The organism is Paraburkholderia piptadeniae (genome assembly GCF_900007165.1).
GTDB classification, from domain to species: Bacteria; Pseudomonadota; Gammaproteobacteria; order Burkholderiales; family Burkholderiaceae; genus Paraburkholderia; species Paraburkholderia piptadeniae.
In genome coordinates this window covers 46,840-66,541 of the sequence record NZ_CYGY02000047.1, presented here as the reverse complement: position 1 = coordinate 66,541, position 19,702 = coordinate 46,840, and the positions used below count along the sequence as shown (strand labels likewise).

General features: G+C 60.0%; 20 protein-coding genes. 9 read left to right on the top strand and 11 right to left on the bottom strand.

Going from position 1 to position 19,702, the window contains the following annotated elements:
• Positions 1 to 399 precede the first annotated feature (399 nt).
• Positions 400 to 711, top strand: a complete 312-nt coding sequence (locus BN2476_RS24370; protein ID WP_087736732.1) for a high-potential iron-sulfur protein — start codon at positions 400 to 402, stop codon at positions 709 to 711.
• Positions 712 to 999: 288 nt separating this feature from the next.
• On the opposite strand, the gene BN2476_RS24365 is transcribed toward BN2476_RS24370, so the two are convergent.
• From BN2476_RS24365 to BN2476_RS24355, 3 genes are all read right to left on the bottom strand, one after another.
• A complete protein-coding gene (locus BN2476_RS24365; RefSeq protein ID WP_218274535.1) occupies positions 1,000 to 1,314 on the bottom strand; it encodes an AMP-binding enzyme in 315 nt (104 codons plus the stop codon).
• Between the two features lie 66 nt (positions 1,315 to 1,380).
• Positions 1,381 to 1,959: an acetate uptake transporter gene (locus BN2476_RS24360; RefSeq protein ID WP_087736731.1), complete on the bottom strand. Its 579-nt coding sequence runs from the start codon at positions 1,957 to 1,959 to the stop codon at positions 1,381 to 1,383.
• A gap of 102 nt (positions 1,960 to 2,061) precedes the next feature.
• Entirely contained in the window at positions 2,062 to 2,523 is a 462-nt protein-coding gene (locus BN2476_RS24355; protein WP_087736730.1) for a universal stress protein, read from the bottom strand.
• 347 nt (positions 2,524 to 2,870) lie between these two features.
• On the opposite strand from BN2476_RS24355, the gene BN2476_RS48380 reads away from it, so the two are divergent.
• From BN2476_RS48380 to BN2476_RS24335, 3 genes are all read left to right on the top strand, one after another.
• Positions 2,871 to 3,272, top strand: coding sequence for a hypothetical protein (locus tag BN2476_RS48380; RefSeq protein WP_087736729.1), 402 nt, complete (start codon positions 2,871 to 2,873; stop codon positions 3,270 to 3,272).
• A gap of 535 nt (positions 3,273 to 3,807) precedes the next feature.
• Positions 3,808 to 3,984 (top strand): hypothetical protein, encoded by a 177-nt coding sequence (locus tag BN2476_RS46550; RefSeq protein ID WP_160111744.1) that lies wholly within the window; start codon positions 3,808 to 3,810, stop codon positions 3,982 to 3,984.
• Between the two features lie 494 nt (positions 3,985 to 4,478).
• Entirely contained in the window at positions 4,479 to 4,802 is a 324-nt protein-coding gene (locus tag BN2476_RS24335) for a DUF4148 domain-containing protein (protein WP_087736726.1), read from the top strand.
• Between the two features lie 172 nt (positions 4,803 to 4,974).
• On the opposite strand, the gene BN2476_RS24330 is transcribed toward BN2476_RS24335, so the two are convergent.
• The 3 genes from BN2476_RS24330 to hppD all read right to left on the bottom strand — a co-directional run bounded on the left by BN2476_RS24330 (position 4,975) and on the right by hppD (position 8,938).
• Entirely contained in the window at positions 4,975 to 6,180 is a 1,206-nt protein-coding gene (locus tag BN2476_RS24330; RefSeq protein WP_087736725.1) for an amino acid aminotransferase, read from the bottom strand.
• 126 nt (positions 6,181 to 6,306) lie between these two features.
• Positions 6,307 to 7,689 (bottom strand): amino acid permease, encoded by a 1,383-nt coding sequence (locus tag BN2476_RS24325; protein WP_087736724.1) that lies wholly within the window; start codon positions 7,687 to 7,689, stop codon positions 6,307 to 6,309.
• A 175-nt stretch (positions 7,690 to 7,864) separates the two neighbouring features.
• Positions 7,865 to 8,938, bottom strand: a complete 1,074-nt coding sequence (gene hppD, locus BN2476_RS24320) for a 4-hydroxyphenylpyruvate dioxygenase (RefSeq protein ID WP_087736780.1) — start codon at positions 8,936 to 8,938, stop codon at positions 7,865 to 7,867.
• Positions 8,939 to 9,199: 261 nt separating this feature from the next.
• On the opposite strand from hppD, the gene BN2476_RS24315 reads away from it, so the two are divergent.
• Positions 9,200 to 9,673, top strand: a complete 474-nt coding sequence (locus BN2476_RS24315) for an Lrp/AsnC family transcriptional regulator (RefSeq protein ID WP_087736723.1) — start codon at positions 9,200 to 9,202, stop codon at positions 9,671 to 9,673.
• 27 nt (positions 9,674 to 9,700) lie between these two features.
• Here BN2476_RS24315 and BN2476_RS24310 read toward each other — a convergent pair whose 3' ends face one another.
• The 3 genes from BN2476_RS24310 to BN2476_RS24300 all read right to left on the bottom strand — a co-directional run bounded on the left by BN2476_RS24310 (position 9,701) and on the right by BN2476_RS24300 (position 12,445).
• Positions 9,701 to 10,003, bottom strand: coding sequence for a hypothetical protein (locus BN2476_RS24310; protein WP_087736722.1), 303 nt, complete (start codon positions 10,001 to 10,003; stop codon positions 9,701 to 9,703).
• A gap of 190 nt (positions 10,004 to 10,193) precedes the next feature.
• On the bottom strand, positions 10,194 to 11,003 hold the full coding sequence (locus tag BN2476_RS24305) for a creatininase (RefSeq protein WP_087736721.1): 810 nt from the start codon (positions 11,001 to 11,003) through the stop codon (positions 10,194 to 10,196).
• The gene (locus BN2476_RS24300; RefSeq protein ID WP_087736720.1) at positions 11,000 to 12,445 is read right to left on the bottom strand and encodes a purine-cytosine permease family protein; all 1,446 of its coding nucleotides are present in this window, start codon (positions 12,443 to 12,445) and stop codon (positions 11,000 to 11,002) included. Before BN2476_RS24300 ends, BN2476_RS24305 begins: the two co-directional genes overlap by 4 nt.
• Positions 12,446 to 12,692: 247 nt before the next feature.
• Here BN2476_RS24300 and BN2476_RS24295 point away from each other — a divergent pair, with 247 nt between their 5' ends.
• The 4 genes from BN2476_RS24295 to BN2476_RS24280 all read left to right on the top strand — a co-directional run bounded on the left by BN2476_RS24295 (position 12,693) and on the right by BN2476_RS24280 (position 16,417).
• Complete coding sequence (locus BN2476_RS24295) at positions 12,693 to 13,340, top strand: FMN-dependent NADH-azoreductase (RefSeq protein WP_087736719.1); 648 nt, start codon at positions 12,693 to 12,695, stop codon at positions 13,338 to 13,340.
• Between the two features lie 9 nt (positions 13,341 to 13,349).
• Positions 13,350 to 14,723 carry an amidase family protein gene (locus tag BN2476_RS24290; protein ID WP_218274534.1) on the top strand — a complete coding sequence of 458 codons (1,374 nt, stop codon included), beginning with the start codon at positions 13,350 to 13,352 and terminating at the stop codon, positions 14,721 to 14,723.
• Positions 14,724 to 14,743: 20 nt separating this feature from the next.
• Entirely contained in the window at positions 14,744 to 15,358 is a 615-nt protein-coding gene (locus BN2476_RS24285) for a DUF1989 domain-containing protein (RefSeq protein ID WP_087736717.1), read from the top strand.
• Positions 15,359 to 15,499: 141 nt separating this feature from the next.
• On the top strand, positions 15,500 to 16,417 hold the full coding sequence (locus BN2476_RS24280) for a LysR family transcriptional regulator (protein WP_087736716.1): 918 nt from the start codon (positions 15,500 to 15,502) through the stop codon (positions 16,415 to 16,417).
• A 165-nt stretch (positions 16,418 to 16,582) separates the two neighbouring features.
• Here the strand turns inward: BN2476_RS24280 and BN2476_RS24275 are convergent, their stop codons facing one another.
• Entirely contained in the window at positions 16,583 to 17,752 is a 1,170-nt protein-coding gene (locus tag BN2476_RS24275) for a serine hydrolase domain-containing protein (RefSeq protein ID WP_235850937.1), read from the bottom strand.
• A 597-nt stretch (positions 17,753 to 18,349) separates the two neighbouring features.
• On the bottom strand, positions 18,350 to 19,600 hold the full coding sequence (locus tag BN2476_RS24270) for an SGNH/GDSL hydrolase family protein (RefSeq protein WP_087736714.1): 1,251 nt from the start codon (positions 19,598 to 19,600) through the stop codon (positions 18,350 to 18,352).
• Between the last annotated feature and the right edge of the window lie 102 nt (positions 19,601 to 19,702).

Sequence of the window (19,702 nt, the reverse complement as noted above, 5' to 3'; positions counted from 1 at the left end):
TATCACAACGTGATGTAACACGCTAAATCGATGATCGGCAGGTACACAAACCGGAGCCCGCCATGAGTATGTTCAGAGATATCAATCGGCTGATCAAAATGGCCGTCACTTCGACCGCGAGATCATCGTCTCGCGTGTTCGCTGCCTTCGAGACCTGATCGATATAGTGCGCCCGCGTCGCGTTCAGCCTCATATATCACAATATGAAGTATGTTGAAAAACAGGTGCTTTAACGGGTCGGTTTCGAAGCAATCGCGGACGACGCTCGTTTTTTTCGACCGGCAGGTATGGCGTATGCTGAGTACTTGTCCAAGGGCCGACAGGGTTGAGTCGATGTGACCGGACAAAGAACGACACGCCCTTCATCCTTCTGCTTCATTACATATAGGAATCCATATCATGACAATCTCCCGACGGCGTTTCATGATACTTGCTGCATCCGTCGCATCGACGACGGTTCTCTCCACTGAGTCGCGAGCCGACGCGCCCGTGCTTGCCGAGAACGATCCGACCGCACAGGCGCTCGGCTACAAGACGGACGCTGCGAAAGTGGACAAGACAAAGTTCCCCCACTATCAGACCGGGCAAACTTGCGCCAATTGCCAGCTTTATCAGGGCAAGCCCGGCTCGGCGATGGGCCCTTGTACTACGTATGGCGGCAAGCTGGTCGATGCAAAGGGATGGTGTAACGCTTACGTGAAAAAGGCCTGAATCTGGCGCGGCGATGCCGGGTCGAATGCTTTCCGCCCGGCATGTACACCGCCGCCACCAGCACCAAGCCGATGCCGTCCACCTTCCCTTTCTCACACACGTGGCCCGGATCACCGTTCCGATCGCGTTCGCTGCGTGGCTTCTGGCCACGATCGGACTGCTGCGCTCCGCGCTCAGATCGGTCACCGGCAACGGACCGTAGCGAGACCATCACGATCGACCGAGCGGCGCTGAACTTCGAGAAAGCTCATAGCGGCCGCCCGCTTCAATGCGCTATCCGATGGTCGATCAGTTCCTTGACGACACGCGGATCTGCCAGCTTCGAGACGTCACCCAGTTGTCGTAGTCGCCGTCGGCGATCTTGCGCAGGATGCGACGCATGATCTTGCCTGAACGTGTCTTCGGCAGCACGGGTGCCCACTGGATAAAGTCCGGGCTGGCCAGCGGGCCAATTTCCTTGCGCACCAGCGTCACCAGCGTCTTGCGCAACGACTCCTCCGGCTTGACTCCGACCTTGAGCGTCACATAAGCGTCGATGCCCTGCCCTTTGAGCGCATGCGGATAGCCCACTACCGCCGCCTCGGCGACATCGGGATGCGTCACCAGTGCGCTTTCTACTTCGGCGGTACCGAGCCGATGCCCCGAAACGTTGACGACGTCGCCGATCCGCTACGCTGCGTGCGGATGAGGTTCTACATACGGGTGTGTAGGCAGCACGGTATGCCCGAAGCTCTCGTTGATCACCATCGCCGCGGATGCGTAGAACGCAAACAAGGCCGTAACCAGGCCGGTATAACCGCCCAGATGCGTCGCGAGAAGAGATCCCGTCCATGCGCCGATCGCGAGCAGCAGATAGGTAATCCAGAGGGCGAGGAACACGAGTTGCACGGACGTACTGGTGTGCATGGAGCCAATCCACATGTAGAACGTGAACACACCCCAGACCAGCAGGTACCAACCGACGAACGTTTCAGGCACTTTCGTGCCGAGAAACGCGACGAACAGCGCGAAGGACCACCAGAACGCGCCATAGCTGAGGAACGCGACCGTCCCGAGCGTATTGCCGCGCGGAAATTCGAGCACGCCCGCGATCATCTGCGCCGTGCCGCCGAAAGCGAACGCCAGTGCCAATACCAGACCGAGTGCATCGGCATTGAACCAGCCTGCGTTGATCATGCTGAGCATCCACGTCGTGAATGCAAATCCGGCGAGTCCGAGGGGCGCTGGGTTGGAAAGATTGCCACCCATGATTTGCCTCCATGGTCGTTGTTTCCGATTACCAAAAGTCGAGTCTTTCGCGGCGGCGCGGCACGCGCTTCTGCTGCCGACGTACCGGGCCGCGTGCCGTGATCACGACACGGCTTCTGCCTCGATCTCCTTCTGCGCGTGCACCACGAGTACTGCGCACGACAGACGGTCAAGCAGCCGTTTGTCATCGCGCCCGTCCCACCAACGCGCGAACATCCCCCTGCGATGATGCCCAAGCACGACCAGATCGGGTTTCAGTTCGTTGCAGCAATGGGCGATTTCATCGATCGGATTTCCCACGACGAAGTGTCCAGTCACCTCGAGGCCGAACTCTCGCAGACGGGTCACGCTTTCATCCAGTATTTCCTTCGCTGCCTGCTCTGCCGAACCGAGCGGCACGCCCGGGATAACGTCTGCGCCGTACCGCAGATCCAACCGGTCCAGCACGGCAAGCAGATGCGTTTCCGCCCCGGATTGACGCGCCAGTTCCGCTCCTTCGCACAGCGCCTGGCGCCCCTCACGGGTAGCGTCATAACACAGCAGCACTCTTTTGAATGAGGCCATTGCCGCTCCTCTTTGTCACGCGCCGGTCAACCGCGTATTCCTGGTACGCGATGCGCTGGACCAGTATGTGGCTCGTATGCAGGGACGTATCGAAACGGAAAACGACTAGCCTGCACTCATTATAGGAAATATATCATGTCATGCTATATTTAGAAACACAACCGTATGCTGAATAATCAGTCATGCAAATCGATTCACTGTCGATGCCTTGCAATTCGCGCTCCCCGTGCGGCCGGCGAAGCGAAGGTTTCGCGCGTAACGCAAAACACGTCGGCATGTGGCAATCCGCGTCGATCGCTGCACGGGGCTAGACTATCGGCGTAGGAATCACGCGTGAGGTGTCCGTCATGGCAATCGAGGTCAAGGGTCCCAATTACGCGCTCAGCGCGAAGGCAACATATGTCACCGTCAACGGCGCCGGGTTTGCGATCTTGCGCGCGAACGCGTGGTTCGACCAGAGCGGGTCGTGGAGTGCCCCTGCCCCACATGACAATCCGCTGTCGGTACTACTCGGGAACCCGGTCAAGGGCAGTGGAAAATTTTACGGCGTGAAGACCGCCAAGCACGCCTTCAAACAGCACCCTCCCGTCTGTCACTCGGCGGTGCACAGGGCGACTTACTATCCTGCTGACCAGGTGACGCTCACAGTCGCCTCCAGGAAGAAACTGCGCGCTGAAAGTCCTGCGCCTCGCAAAACCGGGCGTGGCAAAGTTGGCGTGGGCGGCATGCGGACAAGGTCGCACAACTGACGGCGCGCGTATCGAGTCGCAGCATACCGGTTCGACGAACTAGCGCGACGCGTCCTGCTTTGATCTGCTCGCCTTCGCTCTATCCTTCCACCAACTCAGGAAGTTGGTCACCGCAGCCGCGATGAACGTGACGATAGTGGAAGTCGACGACGCAATGAGTGTCCTTTCTTCAGTATTTTGCGAAGGCGTTGCCGGTTGGTGTTGCGAAGCAGATAAAAATGGGACTGCGGGAGCGCGTCCCGACGCGGCTTGCGATGCGCTTTTCGATTGCAAGACGGCGACTTGCGGCAGCGGGTTCGCCGATACGACGTAACGCACGAAAAGGGCAGCTGTTACGCAGAAAAAGCCCACAAATAGGCCGAGGAATAACCGACACAACAGCTCGAGCCGAGGGAAGTTTGCCACGCCTGCCTCCACCTTCGACAACGGTTGCAGCACTCTCATATTGCGCCACAATCTCGTTGATTTGATATCTCAGGCGTCGAAAATAGAGCCGCTCGTGGCACAGTCTCCACGATCGGAGCCATTGACGCGCATGTCGGAACAGGATGACAAGGCGCTTGCCCGCGCTGACCGCGCGGATGCGGGAATTATTGAAGCAGACCACTTCAAGATGCTGCCCGAGCCGGGCAATTGCAGCCGCCCGATCCGGTTAGCTCGAAACTCATTTTTTCGTCTGGATCAGAAATTCAACTTTCCAGCCAATCAATAAGGACTAGAAATAAACATAATACAATTGCACGCATTGGATGGAACACGCCACACGAACTGCTGTATCGAGTCAGACCATCGTCCGCTGATCGCAGAAAGGAATCCTGTCGCGGCAAGGCTCGCAATGCGTGCCCCCAAGCGACGAGCCGCAAAGACGATGAAAGGCGGCACGCGCGCAGATACCAATGAGATCTTTTATTGAAGACATTCCCGAAAACGGCGGACAGTGAGCGACGCTTTCCCATCGACGCGTAGCCGCGTACTGCGAGCGCTTTGCGATTTTCCGCTTCCCTGATCGTCTTTTCTCTGCGGACAGCTCGTCTGGCACGGCCTGTCCTTCGCGACGATGCTCGTGTGATACCCGGACATCGCGATGTTGCGCAGGCCGTGTCCATTCGTATCGAAGTTGAAGGTTTGCCTGTCTAGACTTCGATGGCCAGTTACACGGCTTGCATCCGTAACGAGGCACCCTGACATCCATGAGGAGGGGTCATCATGAAATCATTCGCGATTGCAGTTGCCGCTGCGTCGGCGCTTTCCTTGCCGCTCGCCGCGTTCTCGCAAAACGATGCGGCACCGACGCGCGCCCAGGTTCGCGCCGAGTTGCAGCAGCTCGAACAGGCTGGCTATGACCCCGCCAAAGGCGAAGACCCGAATTATCCAGCAGACATCCAGGCGGCCGAGGCGCGCGTGTGGATGCAAAACGGTGCAACCGCCTACGGCGGCGTGACGCCCGGTTCATCGGCATCGGGTTCGCGCGCAATTGCGCAACCCGCCTCTTTGGACCAGATGAAGCAGCTCTATTTCGGCGGTCAATAGCCAATAGCCGCCTGCGTATCCGCGCGTGGCCCGGATTTCCTGGCGACGCGCAGATACCATTCCGGGAGCGCAGTCGCGCCAGAGCATATGATCCAATAGGCGCGTCTCACTGACGCGCTTACATGACACTGCAAGAACGGGCGGTGTCGATGGATCGCCGCCCACTCGAATCTCAGTTCGTCGCCTGCGCGAAGATCTCCGAAATCGCCTGCGCGGCCGTGCCAACGTTTTTCTCGTTCAGCGCCGCCACGCACATCCGGCCAGAACGAATCAGATAGACACCGTGCCGCTCGCGCAGCAGGTCGACCTGCTCCACAGACAAGCCCGTGTAAGTGAACATCCCGCGCTGCTCCAGGTATCGCGCGAGGAGTGAGTTCGGCACGTTGCCGCGCAAACGATCATGAATTCCGGCGCGCATGCGGACGATGCGCCTGCACATCGTCGCCAGCTCGTCTTCCCACGACTGCCGCAGCGCGGGTGTCGTGAGCACCCGGGCAACGATCTTCGCGCCGTGCGTCGGCGGGTTGCTGTAGTTCGCGCGCACAGCGCTCGTCAACTGCCCCAACACACGCCCTGCCACGTCCCGCGACTCGCAGATGACCGACAGACCACCACAGCGCTCACCGTACAGCGAGAAGTTCTTCGAGAACGAGTTGGCGACGAACGCGGGCACGTTCTGGCGCGCGAGCTCGCGGATCGCGAATGCATCGGCATCGATGCCCGCGCCGAAACCCTGATAGGCCATGTCGATGACAGGCAGCAGTTCGCGCTTCTTGAGAACCTCGATCAAGGTCACCCATTGCAACTCGCTCAGGTCCACGCCGGTCGGATTGTGGCAGCACGCGTGCAACAGCACGACACTGCGCGCGGGCAGCGCATCGATGGCCGAGAGCATCGCTTCGAATTTCAGTCCACCGCTGTTTTCGTCGTAGTACGGATACGTGCTGACGCTGAAGCCGGCGCGCTCGAAAATAAAGCGGTGGTTTTCCCACGTCGGATCGCTCACCCAGACCTGTGAGCCGGGGAAATAGCGCTTGATGAAATCCGCGCCGACCTTGAGCGCCCCCGAGCCGCCCAACGTCTGCACGGTCGCGATACGTCCGTCGGCACGCGCCGGCGAGTCTTCGCCGAATACCAGCGATTGCACGGCGTCGCGATACTGCGCAAAACCCGCCATCGGCAGGTACGGCTTTGGGCCGGGTTCCGCGAGCATTTGCGTTTCGGCCTCGTGCACGGCTCGCATGACGGGCAAACGGCCTTCCTCGTCGTAATAGATGCCGATGCTCAGGTTGACCTTGTTGTCGCGCGGGTCCTTCGCGAAGTTCTCGTTCAGCGTGAGGATCGGATCGCCGGGATAAGCATCGATGTGTTCGAACATGACAGTTCCTGGGAAAGCCAAAGAGATTGTGAAAGCGCGGGAGATTCAACGAGTGCGATCGGCTCGCCGCAATACGGTTCGACCGTGGAACAGCTCGTTATTGCCGTCCCACGGCCGGTTGCGTGCCTAGCGCAGCGGCACGCCCTCAGGTACCGCGTCGTCCGCGCGCCGGTTTCGCAGGCGGTAGCCCACACCCAGCACGGCGAGCCAGACAGGGATCAGATAAACCGAAATGCGCAGGTCCGGAATCAGGCACATCACCACCAGAATGCCGCCGAGAAATGCCAGGCACAGATAGTTGGTGAGCGGATAGCCAATGCTGCGGAACACGGTCGTTTCGCTTGCGCGCGCTTTGGCACGGCGGAATTGCAGATGAATGATGCTGATCATCGCCCAGTTGATGATGAGCGCCGACACGACGAGACCCATCAGCAATTCGAACGCCTTGCCCGGCATCATGTAGTTGATCACCACGCACGCGGCCGTCGCGAGTGCGGAGACACCGAGCGCAACGAGCGGAATGCCGCGGGCGTTGACCTTGAGCAGCGCGCGCGGCGCGTTGCCCTGACCCGCGAGGCCGTAGAGCATGCGGCTGTTGCAGTACACGCCGCTGTTGTAGACCGACAGCGCGGCCGTGAGCACCACGGCGTTGAGTACGTTGGCCACGAAGTTGCTGTTCATCGCGTGGAAGATCAGCACGAACGGGCTGCCGCCGGTGACCACTTTTTCCCACGGATACAGCGAAAGCAGCACGCCGAGTGCGCCGACGTAGAAGATCAGGATGCGGTAGATCACCTGGTTGGTCGCACGCGGGATCGTGTGCGACGGATCATCCGCCTCGGCGGCGGTGATACCGACAAGCTCCAGCCCGCCGAACGAGAACATGATGACGGCCATCGCCATCACGAGCCCCGAGATGCCGTTGGGGAAGAAGCCGCCATGACGCCAGAGGTTGGACACGCCCGCCTCAGGCCCGGCGTTGCCCGAAACGAGCAGATACCCGCCGAACCCGATCATGCCGACGATCGCCGCGACCTTGACGATCGAGAACCAGAATTCGAGTTCGCCATACGATTTCACGCTCGTGAGGTTGATCGCATTGATCGCGCAGAAACACACGAGTGCCGAGATCCATGTCGGCAGGCCCGGCCACCAATATTGCATATAGATGCCGACGGCCGACAACTCCGCCATCGACACGAGAATGTAGAGCACCCAATAGTTCCAGCCCGATACGAAGCCCGCGTATTGCCCGCAGTACTTGCCTGCGAAATAGCTGAAGGAGCCGGCGACAGGCTCGTCGACCACCATCTCCCCGAGTTGCCGCATGATAAAAAAAGCGACGATGCCGGCGATCGCATAACCGAGCAGTACCGACGGTCCCGCCGATTTGATGGTCTGCGCGATGCCGAGAAACAGCCCCGTCCCTATCGCGCCCCCGAGCGCGATCAGTTGAATGTGACGATTCTTCAGGCCGCGTTTGAGCGTGCCCTGCCCTTTGTCTGCCACGATGTCTTCTCCTGTGTCCTGCGGTTGATTCCGGACGCCACGCCTCGCGGTTCACCTGCCCTGGTGAGGCAAGCGAGATCTGCGAAGACGTCACGGCCGGCGCTTGTGACGCCGGCGCCGTATCCTGCTGGGATCTGTATTGTTGAACCGGCTCATGAGCCGGGTTGCGGGCACGTCAGACCTTGAGCGTGCCCCTTTCGATCTGGTCGCGTTCGAGCGACTCGAAGAGCGCCTTGAAATTGCCTTCGCCGAAGCCTTCGTCGCCCTTGCGCTGGATGAATTCGAAGAACACCGGGCCAAGCAGGGGTTTTGAAAAGATCTGCAGCAACAGCCGGGGCGTGCCGTCCGCGGTGGTGCCGTCAAGGAGGATGCCTCGCGACTGCAGTTCGCCAACGGGCTGGCCGTGACCCGGCAGGCGCGTCTCGAGTGCCTCGTAGTAATAGTTGTTCGGTCCCGTCATCAGCGGCACGCCTGCCATTTGCAGGTTGTCGATGATTCGGATCAGATCGTCCGTGAGGAACGCGATGTGCTGAATGCCTTCCCCGTTGAACGCCATCAGGAATTCCTCGATCTGGCCGCTTCCCTTGCCCGACTCCTCGTTCAGCGGGATGCGGATCTTGCCGTCGGGCGCCGTCATCGCCTTCGACGTCAGGCCCGTGTATTCGCCCTCGATGTCGAAGTAGCGCAATTCGCGAAAGTTGAACAGCTTCTCGTAGTAGTTCGCCCAGTACGTCATGCGGCCACGATAGACATTGTGCGTAAGATGATCGACGACGCGCAGGCCGTGACCGACGGGCCGGCGCTCGACACCTTCGATGAACTCGAAATCGATGTCATAGATCGACTTGCCGTCTTCGAAGCGATCGATCAGGTAAAGCGGCGCACCGCCAATGCCTTTGATCGCGGGCAAGCGCAACTCCATCGGACCGGTGGCGATCTCGATCGGCTGGGCGCCCAGCGCCAATGCGCGGGCGTACGCCATGTGCGAATCCTTCACGCGAAACGCCATCCCGCATGCGCTCGGACCGTGCTCGGCGGCGAAGTACGCACCTTCGCTGTTCGGTTCGCGGTTGACGATGAAGTTGATTTCGCCCTGGCGATACAGCAGCACGTCCTTCGATCGGTGACGCGCCACCAGCGTGAAGCCCATCTGCTCGAACAAAGGTTCGAGTATGTTGGGCGTGGGCGAGGCGAATTCCACGAATTCGAAGCCCATCAGTTGCATCGGATTGTCAAACAGGTCGGCCATGTTCGTTTCGCGTTTGTCGGAGAGTGGATGATTCGTTGGAGGTGCAATGCACGGCATATCGGATGTGGTGTCGTATGCCGGATGTCGCTGCGCCAGTGTGCGTGCCGCGACCGCCGGACAGCGCGCCGTATGCGCGTGCATCGCAGCAATTTCGGGAATCAGTGTAATTTCCCTTCGACGCAATAGGATTTCCTAACGGACGCAGACAAACCCTAATTTGCCCATTAAAATTTCCTCCCACTGGCTACGTGAGAAAGAAAAGTGCAGACCCTTGAGATCGACCGTATCGACATGCGCTTACTGGGGATCCTGCAGACCCAGGGACGCATCTCCAATCTCGAACTGGCGGAGGCAATCAGCTTGTCACCGGCGCAGACGCTGAGGCGTCATCGTCGGCTCGAAGAGATGGGGGTGATCCGGTGCTACGAGACCCGCCTCGACGCGCAGGTGCTGGGCTTCGGCGTGGTTGCTTTCATCCAGGTGACGATGGAGCGTGGTCATGTCCGCGACCTGGCGAAGTTCAAGGGCATGGTCGCGGAACTCACGGAGATCCAGGAGTGCTTCGCCGTTACGGGCGATATCGACTACATGCTCAAGGTGGTGGCACGCGACCTGAAAGCGTTGTCGGAATTCCTGCTCGATACGTTGATGCGCATTCCTGGCGTGAGCGGAGTCAAATCCAGTGTTTGTCTCGACGAACTCAAATGCACTGGCGCGGTTCCACTCGCGACCTAGAGCCTGCTTCGCGCGCGTAATCGATCGTCAGCGTTTCGCGGAATCGTCGTCTCGCGAGTCTTTGTGGACGACCTCCACGTCGACGGTCCGTCCGTCGTCGCTGAACGCGCGCGCCTGCCGGCGCAGCGCGCGCGTCTTCCACCAGAGATAGCCGGCGACGACCGTGCCCAGCGCGAACAGCACGGCGAGCAGCACCACCGACAGCATCGCGGCCGCCACGAGCACGATCGCGCTCAGGAGTACGGCCAGCAACCGGCCCAACCATCCGGAGCCGCCGATCTGGAGCCCTTTCTCGTATGTCACGCGCCGCGGCTGTCTGTCGTTCTGCATCGCTCGTCTCCCGACCGCCGTCCGGCGAACGCGGGCAGGCGAACGTCAGTCGTCCATATCCCAATGTGAACCGCTAACGTCGCGGGCGCAAGTATTGTGCGAACGACATCCATCTCGCTCACGCAGTGGGCGATCAACGCGCCGGGACGGCGAGATGCGCCGCAGTCGCTTCAGATGGCTGCCGTCATCTTCAATCGACGACCTGCGGATATGGCGATGTCGCCGGCGCGCGACCCGTCATTCCGAATTCGTGACGCACGGCCGTCGCGATCCCGTCGACCACGTCCGTCACCAGCAGACGTCCTTTCTCGCTGCTCGAATCTTTGGCGGATGACAGCACTCCGCCGGATGGAACCCAGGCCGTGCGGGCGGGGTACATATCGTAAGCCGGGAATTCAGCGGGTCCATGGTCCGGAATGCTGTCGAGCAAAACAAGCTGCGGGTAATAGTGAAGCATCATCGACGTCTCGATCACGGCGGCATGTTCGAGCGCAATGCCCGGAAACCCGTCCGGGAAAATCGCATCGAGCGTTTCGCCGCGACAGAACTCCCAGTGCTCGACACGCATGACTTCCATCCCGCTGCTTTCGCCCATGTCCCGCATAGCGAGTTCGATACCCTCGGTGACGAACCACTGGTTTTCAAAATGCCCGACGACGATCACAAGACGCCTGACACCATGACGATGAAATTCCCGCACCGCGTCACGGATCATTGCGCTCAACGTCGCGCCGTCGACACTCGTGGTGCCGCAAAAATGTTGACCGCCGCCGCTCCTGGGTTGTGACTTATAGCCGTACGAAATCGCAGGCGCCACGACGCCTTGCACTTCACGGGCAACGTCTTCGCATATCGCGCTCGCCAGCAAAGCATCCGTTCCAAGCGGAAGATGAGGCCCATGCTGCTCCGTCGCGCCGCACGGAAGAAATACGACCGATCCGGCTCTTACTCGCTGCTCGTACTCGACCCAGCTGATGTTATCCATGCGCACGCTGTTCATGTCGAACTCCTGTTATCCGCGAGAGATCCCTGCCCTGATCGGGCGTCGCGTCGCGCGTGATGAAAGAAGTAGTAACTCCCGCCACCCACCCCGAGCCCGGCGAGCCATGAGAGGTCGATACCGCCCAGCGCCATTGCGATGGGGCCCTGCAGCGACTCGATGCTGCTCACCTGAAAGAGCCAGGCCGCGATGACACCCAGCGCCAGCGCCGCGACGCCGGACCATTTGATGTCCCCACATCCGCTTACCGAGTGATGACAATAAAGCGCACCGACATCGATCCTGCCGCGCCGCACGAGAAAGTAATCGACGAGCACGATGCCGGCCCAAGGCGCGATCCACACGACAAAGAAGACCATCAGATTCTCGAAGGTGTTGGCAAACGCGCCCGAGTGCAGGAACAGATAAAGAATCACGAGGCCGACAACGCCGGACACGACTGAAACGACCCAGCGCGGAACACGCAGATCGAGCGACAGCGTGGCGAGCGCCGCCGAGTAGATGACGACGATATTGGTCGCGATCGGACCGTGGACGAGTACGAGCAGGACAGGCAACGCCATCGCACCGAACACCGCAATGATGAGCTGGGACGGATCGGCGCCGCTTCCCGAAGACGCGATCGCTGCTCCCAGAAAAGCGAGCCAGACAGTCGGAACGAACATGCCGAGCGAGGTCGCGCGAAATACCTGCCGGGTGCTCAATTCCAGTTTCGTGAAGCGCGTGTAATCCGACGCATAGACGAGCCACGAAATGCCCCAGCCGATGCCGATCGCCGTCATCAGCTTGCTCATCGCGGAAAGCTTGCCGATACCGTGAGCGGTTGAAACGTGCCAGTGAATATCGACATGCGTGAAGGCAAGCACGGTCATCAAGACCATGATGAGCAGGACGAATGGCATCGTGTAACGCTCGAAATAACGTATCGCGTGAAAGCCCCACGTCGCGATGCCCACCTGGATCAGCAGGACCGCGATCGCAATGAAATACTTGAGTTCGATGCCGCCGCTCATCCCCATGCGATCGAGCGCGACAACAGCGAGATCCAGAACAATCCACGTGTTGATCGCCACCCAGCCCATCGGCATCAACACCTGCATGAGCGTGGGCAGCCACGCGCCTCGCCGGCCGAAAGCCAGCCGCGACAACACCATTTGCGGAACACCCGAGCGATGTCCGATCACGCACATGGCGCCGAACAATGCACACCCCAACACATTGCCGATCACGATAATCGCTAGCGTCTCGACAAGACTCAAACCCAGCTGGATACCGATTGCCCCCAGCACCCAGTTGATCGGTGCAACGTTCGCACCGGCCCAGATCCAGAACTGGTCCAGCTGTCCGGATGTCCTGCTTTCGCCGGGCACAGGCTCTATGCCGTGCACGTCGAATACGGCGCCGGCGTTCAAATTCACTTGCGCTGTCTGATCGTTTGACACGACTGTCTCCTCCTGGGATCTCGCGACTCTGGTTCGCTGAGTCCGGATTTAAACGGAGACAAATAAACGGCGAAATCGATGAATTCTCAACCGTCGTTGAGAAAAATGCGACATCCGCCGCGCGCCCATCGCAGTTGAGTTTTTCTCAACGCGAAAGAAAAATTCATCAATCGCGCTAACGCAAGCGTTATGTCTAAATCGGTGTGCCTGATCTTTCAGTTTTAGCAAGCAAAGGAATGCACACGCCATGACTACCCTTCTTCACATCAATGCCAGTGCGCGCAATGGCCGGTCGCTCAGCCGCAAGCTTTCCGGCGCCTTCATCGATGCATGGATTCAGATCGAGCCCGCCGCAAAAATCATTACCCGTGATGTTGGAGCCAATCCGCCGCCCATCATCACAGAAGACTGGATCGCCGCCGTCTTCACCCCTCAAGAGAACGTCACGCCGGAGCAACGCGAAATAATGCGTCTGTCCGACGAACTGATCGATGAGATCGACCGCGCGGATCTGATCGTGATTGGCACGCCAATGTATAACTACGGGATGCCCGCGGCACTGAAGTCGTGGTTCGACAAGGTCATTCGTATCGGCAAGACGTTCACTTTCGATCTCGCACGCGGGGACTTTCCACTAGAGCCGGTCATGCGCGGCAAGAAGCTCGTCATTCTGAGCTCGCATGGTGAGTTCGGATTCGGACCCGGCGGCGTCCGCGAAAAGATGAATCACCTCGAAACCCACATCCTGACCTGCGCGCACTATCTGGGCGTTGAAGAAAGCCACGCGATCAGCATCAGCTATCAGGAATTCGGCGACGCACGACATGAAGCATCGGTAGCCAGCGCGTTCGCTGAGGTACCAGTTCTGGTCCGTCAACTGGGGGGCGTTCGCTAGAAGCCCGATATGACCCGAACGTCCATGCACACCCATTTGACGATGGCCGGGACTGCGTTGAAGCTGCAAGATGGAAGCATCGACGCGGTCGACCTGGTCAGTACCGCGATCAGGAAATCGCGCGCGGCGCGTGGCGTTTTCATCTCGTTCATCGAGTGGGCGCACGACGACGCCGTGAAATCCGCGCACCGGCGCAGATCAGGCGCGCCGCTTGGCCGGCTCGACGGCATTCCGTTTGCCGTAAAAGACATGATCGACGTGGCAGGTAGCAGAACGACTGCCGGATCGATTACACGCATCGACTCACGGCCGGCATCCCGAAACGCGGCTGTGATTACGGCCATGCGGGCAATCGGCATGATTCCGGTTGGCAAGACGAACCTGAGTGAATTCGCCTTCTCGGGTCTTGGACTCAATCCGCACTTCGGCACGCCAACTGCGGACTTCCATGCAGCGGCGCCGCGTGCGCCCGGCGGTTCGTCGTCCGGGTCCGCGATCGCGGTGCAACGCGGCCTCGTGACGGCGGCAATCGGCACCGATACAGCCGGGTCGATCCGTGTGCCGGCGGCGTTCAACGGACTGGTCGGCTTTCGCGCATCGACCGGCCGTTACGACATGGACGGCGTACACCCGCTGGCCGTCACTCTCGATAGTCTCGGGCCACTCACCCGTACCGTCGAAGACTGTGTGCTCCTCGACAGCGCGATGCGCGGGCGCGCGAATCCTGATGTGTGTGCGACGCCGCTGGAGCAGGTTCGGTTCGTCGTCGATTCGTCGGTGCTCGAGGACCCGACGCTCCAGCCGGATGTCGCGCGGAATGTGCGCAGCGTGGTGACGCGCTTGCGCGAACGCGGCGCGCGCGTCGAAGAACGCCCCGTCGAAGCGTTCAAGCGCACGCGTCAGGCGATTGCGACGCAGGGCTGGCTCGGTGCCATCGAGGCGTGGTCACTGCTTCAGCAAGTCGTCGAAGGCGAGCGAGGCGATCAGATCGATCGTCGTGTTCGAAACAGACTACTAGCCGCCAAAGGCATCGATCGGCACGCGGAAGCACGCATCCGTACGCTGCGCGCCGAGCTCATGCTGAACATGCTGCACGAACTAGGCGACGCTGTGCTGGTCACGCCTGCCGTCAAGCATGTCGCACCGTCGCTTGCCGCGCTCGAGGCCGATGACAGCCTGTTTGCCGCAACCAATCTGGAGACGCTTTCCCTTACGATGCCAGGTAGTCTCCTCGATATGCCAGGTGTCGCCATGCCGTCCGGCGTCGATCGGGAGGGCCTGCCTACGTCAGTGCTCTTTTCCGTCCAGCAAGGGCACGACGATCGACTGTTGTGCGCGTGCCTCGCGGTCGAGTCGACGCTGATGTCTCGACCGACCGAATGAATTTTCATGGAGAACAACTAATGAACCCGACGTCCTCTCGCTTCGACAGCACGCTCTTCCGTATTCCCGCGCGTAGCGGCGTAGCGGTCAAGCTTGCCAGTGGGATGACAATCAAGGTCATCAATACGCACGGTCATCAGGTAGTCGACACGTGGGCGTTCAATCAGCAAGACATCGGCGAATCGATGTCGATGGAGCATAGCCGCGCGTCGATGTTGAAGCTCGTGCCGAAGGTAGGCGACACACTGCGCACGAACCATCGCCGGGCGATACTGACACTTGTCGAAGACACGACACCTGGTGTGCACGACACGCTAATCGCTGCCTGCGACAAACACCGCTATGAGCAACTGGGTGTCGTCGGCCATCACGACAGCTGCACCGACAATCTCGCCGCTGCGCTCGGCAGTCTTGGACTGAAGTCGAACGAAACGCCCTGTCCGCTGAATCTGTTCATGAACGTGCCCGTACACGGGAATGGTCGCCTCGAATTCGCGCCGCCCGTCAGTCAGGCAGGCCAGTACGTCGCACTGCGCGCGGAAATGGATCTTATAGTCGTGTTATCGGCCTGCCCGCAGGATGTTACGGCCGTCAACGGGATGATGCCCACCGACGCGCACTATTCGATCGGCTGAACCCACTTCGGCACACTGCGGTGGCCGGGCCGGTCGCCGTGATGTCGAGGAAATCGTCGTGGCGCCCTGGACGGGCGCGCACTGCCTTATCCGGTAAAATCCATTCACTGCAACCGGCCGTCCGGATGAAGGTATTTCGCCATGCGCAAGTTGCCACCGCTGAATTCAATCCGCGCATTCGAAGCTGCAGCCCGACATCAGAGCTTTACTACTGCCGCGGCTGAGTTGTCCGTGACGATCACGGCGGTGAGCCATCAGATTCGACAACTCGAGGCGCGCATCGGGCACAAACTTTTCGAAAGAACGGGCCGTGCCGTGACGCTCACTCCCGTGGGTAAAGCAATCTACCCGATCCTGAGAGATGGCTTCGACCAGATCGCTCAGGCGTTCGAGCTTGTCAATGCCCGTGCAAACGAAGACTCGATCCAGATCTCGGCCACCCGTGCCTTTGCCGAACGCTGGCTGATGCCCAGGCTATCGCAATTCAATGCAATCCACCCGGACATCACGGTGCATATCCACGGTTCGGAGAAAGCTGTCGATCTGCGTGCCGACGATATCGACCTTGCCATCCGGTATGGCACCGTCGAAACGGATCATCGGGAATCCGTGATTCTGGAGGACTGTTATATCGCAGTTGCCGATCGTGGCATTTGTCCTGAGGATCGTATTCCGACGATCGAGGACTTTCGCAAACGTCCGTTGCTTGCTTATAAGTGGGAAAACCGCGCGCTGAATGCACCGGACTGGTCCGCCTGGCTCGCGCTTGTCGAACACGATCAAACGGTCGACTTTCGCATTTCATGGTACAGCGAGGAAATGCTCGCGCTGTATGCCGCCGAGTGTGGCCTGGGTCCGCTGATGTGCAGCAATGTACTGATAGACGAAGAACTACGCACGGGACGCATGCGCCGTATCGACGGCCCTTGTCTGCAGGGTTTCTCGTATCGCCTCGTGGAGATGTCCTCGCCACGTCCTAAAAGAGGTCTTCGCCTGTTCACGACGTGGCTTCGTGAAGAGGCCCGGTTGTTTCGCGACAGGTCCGCTGTGTCGGACTGAGCGTTCGGCGTCTCTTATTCCGAGTGCAACGGCCATTGAAGTGAGATGAATGGTCAGCATGGCAAGGGGCGCGATATGCTGGTCCTCAAATACCGAAAGGCCTTGGGAACAGGCAGGCCCTTGAACATCATCAAGTCCTTGCGCCAGCCGGCCGCATCGCTTCAGCTAAGGCCGCCCCTCGCTCGGCACTTCCGATGCCTTGCTGAGTTCTCCCATGAGGATCTGCGCGATGACGTTCGCGGGCGCGCGGCCATCGGGCGCCGCAGCCGTCGTCGTCCACGTGACGATCGTCGTTTTCGTTGCCGGATCGTAGCCCATGAACGTATTGAAGCCCGGTATTTCGCCCGTGTGTCCGTAAAACGTGCCGAATTTGGCCAGGCCGAGGCAGTAACTGGCGGCCATCGGGTCCGACGGCTGGACCGACTGGCAACTGGCGAGCCGTTGTGCCTGCAGATCGGCGTTCAGGTAGCCGCCGCCCACCATCCGTTGCACGTACGCCGCCAGTTCCTTCACGGTCGAATTGCCCGAGCCGGCAGTCCAGCCCCAGGATGTGCTCACACCGGTCACATCGGTGGGTTGCAACGTCCCGTTCTTCGCGGCCGCCTGACGCTCAGGGGATAGCGCCTCGCTATCTGCCGTCTCGGCATTCGTACCCCACTGGTAGCCATGTGGCGACGGCGCCGGCAGCGAGGTGTCGTCCTGCGGCGGAAGGAACGTATCAGTTAAGCTGAGTGGCGTAAAAAGACGCGCCTTCATCGCATCCGCGGCACTCATCCCCGTTAGCTGCTCGATGACGAGTCCAAGCAACACCGTGTTCGTGTTCGAATAGCGAAAATCCGCCCCCGGTGCGAAATACACCGGCTGGCTAAATCCGATGTCCAGCAGTTCCGTGGTGGTCCACACTTTGTTCGGCTGCGAATCGAGCGTCTGATTGAAGGCGAGACTGGTCGAATAGTTGTAGAGGCCGCTGCGCATCGTCAGCAATTGCTCAATCGTGATCTGGTCGCCGTTGGGCACGTTCGCGATGTATTTGCCGATGGGGTCGCTCAGCCTTAGCTTCCTTTCCTGCACGAGTTGCAGAATCACCGTGCCAGTCCAGGTTTTCGTCACGCTGCCGACGCGAAAGTGAGCGGTTGTCGGTATCGGCGTGTTCGTGCCCCGCACTGCCGTTCCGAACGATTCGAGCCAGTCGCCGTTCGGCGACTGCACATACACGACGGCACCCGACGTCATCGTGTCCGCGAGCAATGCGTTGATCTGCGGGCGCGCTGCGGTGGCGAATGCCGGCTCGCTCGATGCTGACGTGTCGTCACCACCGCAACCGGGAACCGCCACGCCAATTGCAGTTGCCAGTACAACCGCATGCAAGCCACGCGAAAGCACACACGCTGAGTAGCTAACAAAGCGGGAAGTTGCCATTGTTTTTCCCTTCATGATCCTGACGCCATGTCGCGATGGCCGGTACAGCATCGCTGGATACAGCCTGCTTCACGAGCGCGCTCGAACCGGAATGGACAACCTCAGGAGACCGCGCTGCACTTCGGCTTTCGGGGCTACCGCCTTTCGTTTTTATTTCCGTGCGTGCTGAACAACTATAGGACGTGGATTACGAATCGGGCGTGCAATTTACGAAAGGAGGAATTAACTGCCGCGTTCGGCGTATTACCTTTGCAGCAGAAACTTAAGATGGCTTCCGTTAGATGAGCGAGGGCAAAGCAGCCGGTGCGCAGCCCAGCATCGCGGAATCGACGTAGCGCGAATTGCGCCGATTTCGAATACGGATGAGACATTCGTGTGACCGTATCGCAAGCCTGCCCAATGTCTCGTGATGGCCGCAGCCGGAAGCTCGACGCTACTCGATAACCCCGCCCGGACGGCCGGCGTCCTTTGCTGAGAATGCGCACGCAGGATGAACAGCCCAGGGTGACGTCGTCACTTGAGGCTATTGAGGTCCAGTGCGTCGGCGATTGCCTGCATGCCGGCATCGTTCGGATGCAGGTTATCGCCACTATTAAAAGCCGGCAGGAAGGAGGCCGGGTCAGCGGGATCGCTCACGGCGCGAGCCTGGTCCAGCACGGCATCACAGCCGCTCGACGGGCTCAGCACAAACGCATTGATCTCTTTACGTGTAGCTTCGATCGCGGGTGTCCAGAATTGCGTGCCGCGAAACGGCGTGAGCGTAGAGCAGATAACCTTGATGTTTACCCCATGTGCGCGGCCGATCAACTGTTGAAACGCGGCGGTCAGATCCTGTGCGCTGGCGGGTGCCGGGGTGTTGAGGTTATTGACGGCATCGTCGGAGACGATAATCCACTTCACTCCCGGCTGGCGCAACGCATCGCGATCGAAGCGTTTGAGGCCGGCTTCACCCGAACTATCGGTGAAAAAGTCATTGCCGCTGATTCCCTCGTTCAGTACACCGACTCCCATGCCGGCGTTGATCAGACGTACGGCAAGATCGTTCGGCCAGCGGTGATTAGCGTTGCTGCTGGACGCGCGCCCCTCAGTGATCGACGCGCCGAACGCCACCACCGCGCCCGTTGCCTGCGCGTTCTGGACATCGACGTTCGTCAAAAAATAATATGCCTGACCGCTGGGGTTAGTGGTGGAGCCGGTGAAGGCCGGATCAGTGCCGACGTTACCCGGCGCGACATAGACGTCCTGTAGCGAGCCTTCGTGACCCGTCGGGCGCGGTGGCACTGCGCCGGGCAGATACAGGCTGACGGCAATATCAGCGAGTGGCGGCACGTCGAAGGGAACAGGGTCGCTTGAGATTGACGCGCCTGCGGGCAGCGTCACGCTTTGCTGGCCTCCGAACGTCATCATTCTGGTGCTGCTGGCGACCGTAATGGGACCTCGGTCGCGCAGGGCAACATAAACGTTGCCGATCACGACTGCCCCGCTCCCGTAAAGGTTCGACAGCTGCACACGCACGGCGGACCCGCCGATGCTGGTGTGCACGATCTGACGCACGGTCTCGTTGTTAAAGCCCTGGGCATCAGTGACCCATGGTGCGACAGCCCAGGTACCGACCCACGGGGTCGATGACGTCCCGACCGATGCCGTGCCATTGGACATTCCGCCACCACCGCCACAGGAAAGACAGACCACCGCGAAAAGCGCGATCAGCGCGCGTCGAGACCACGCGCTAGTGCTATCGGCAAAGCCTTGCAATTGGTCCATGGGTGCCTCTCGAAGCGGTCAGGCGAACCGCAAGAACATCAACCTGCACGCGAACAAACGCCTCAATGAAGTGAGCATCTTTTATACCCGTGAATTTCCGGC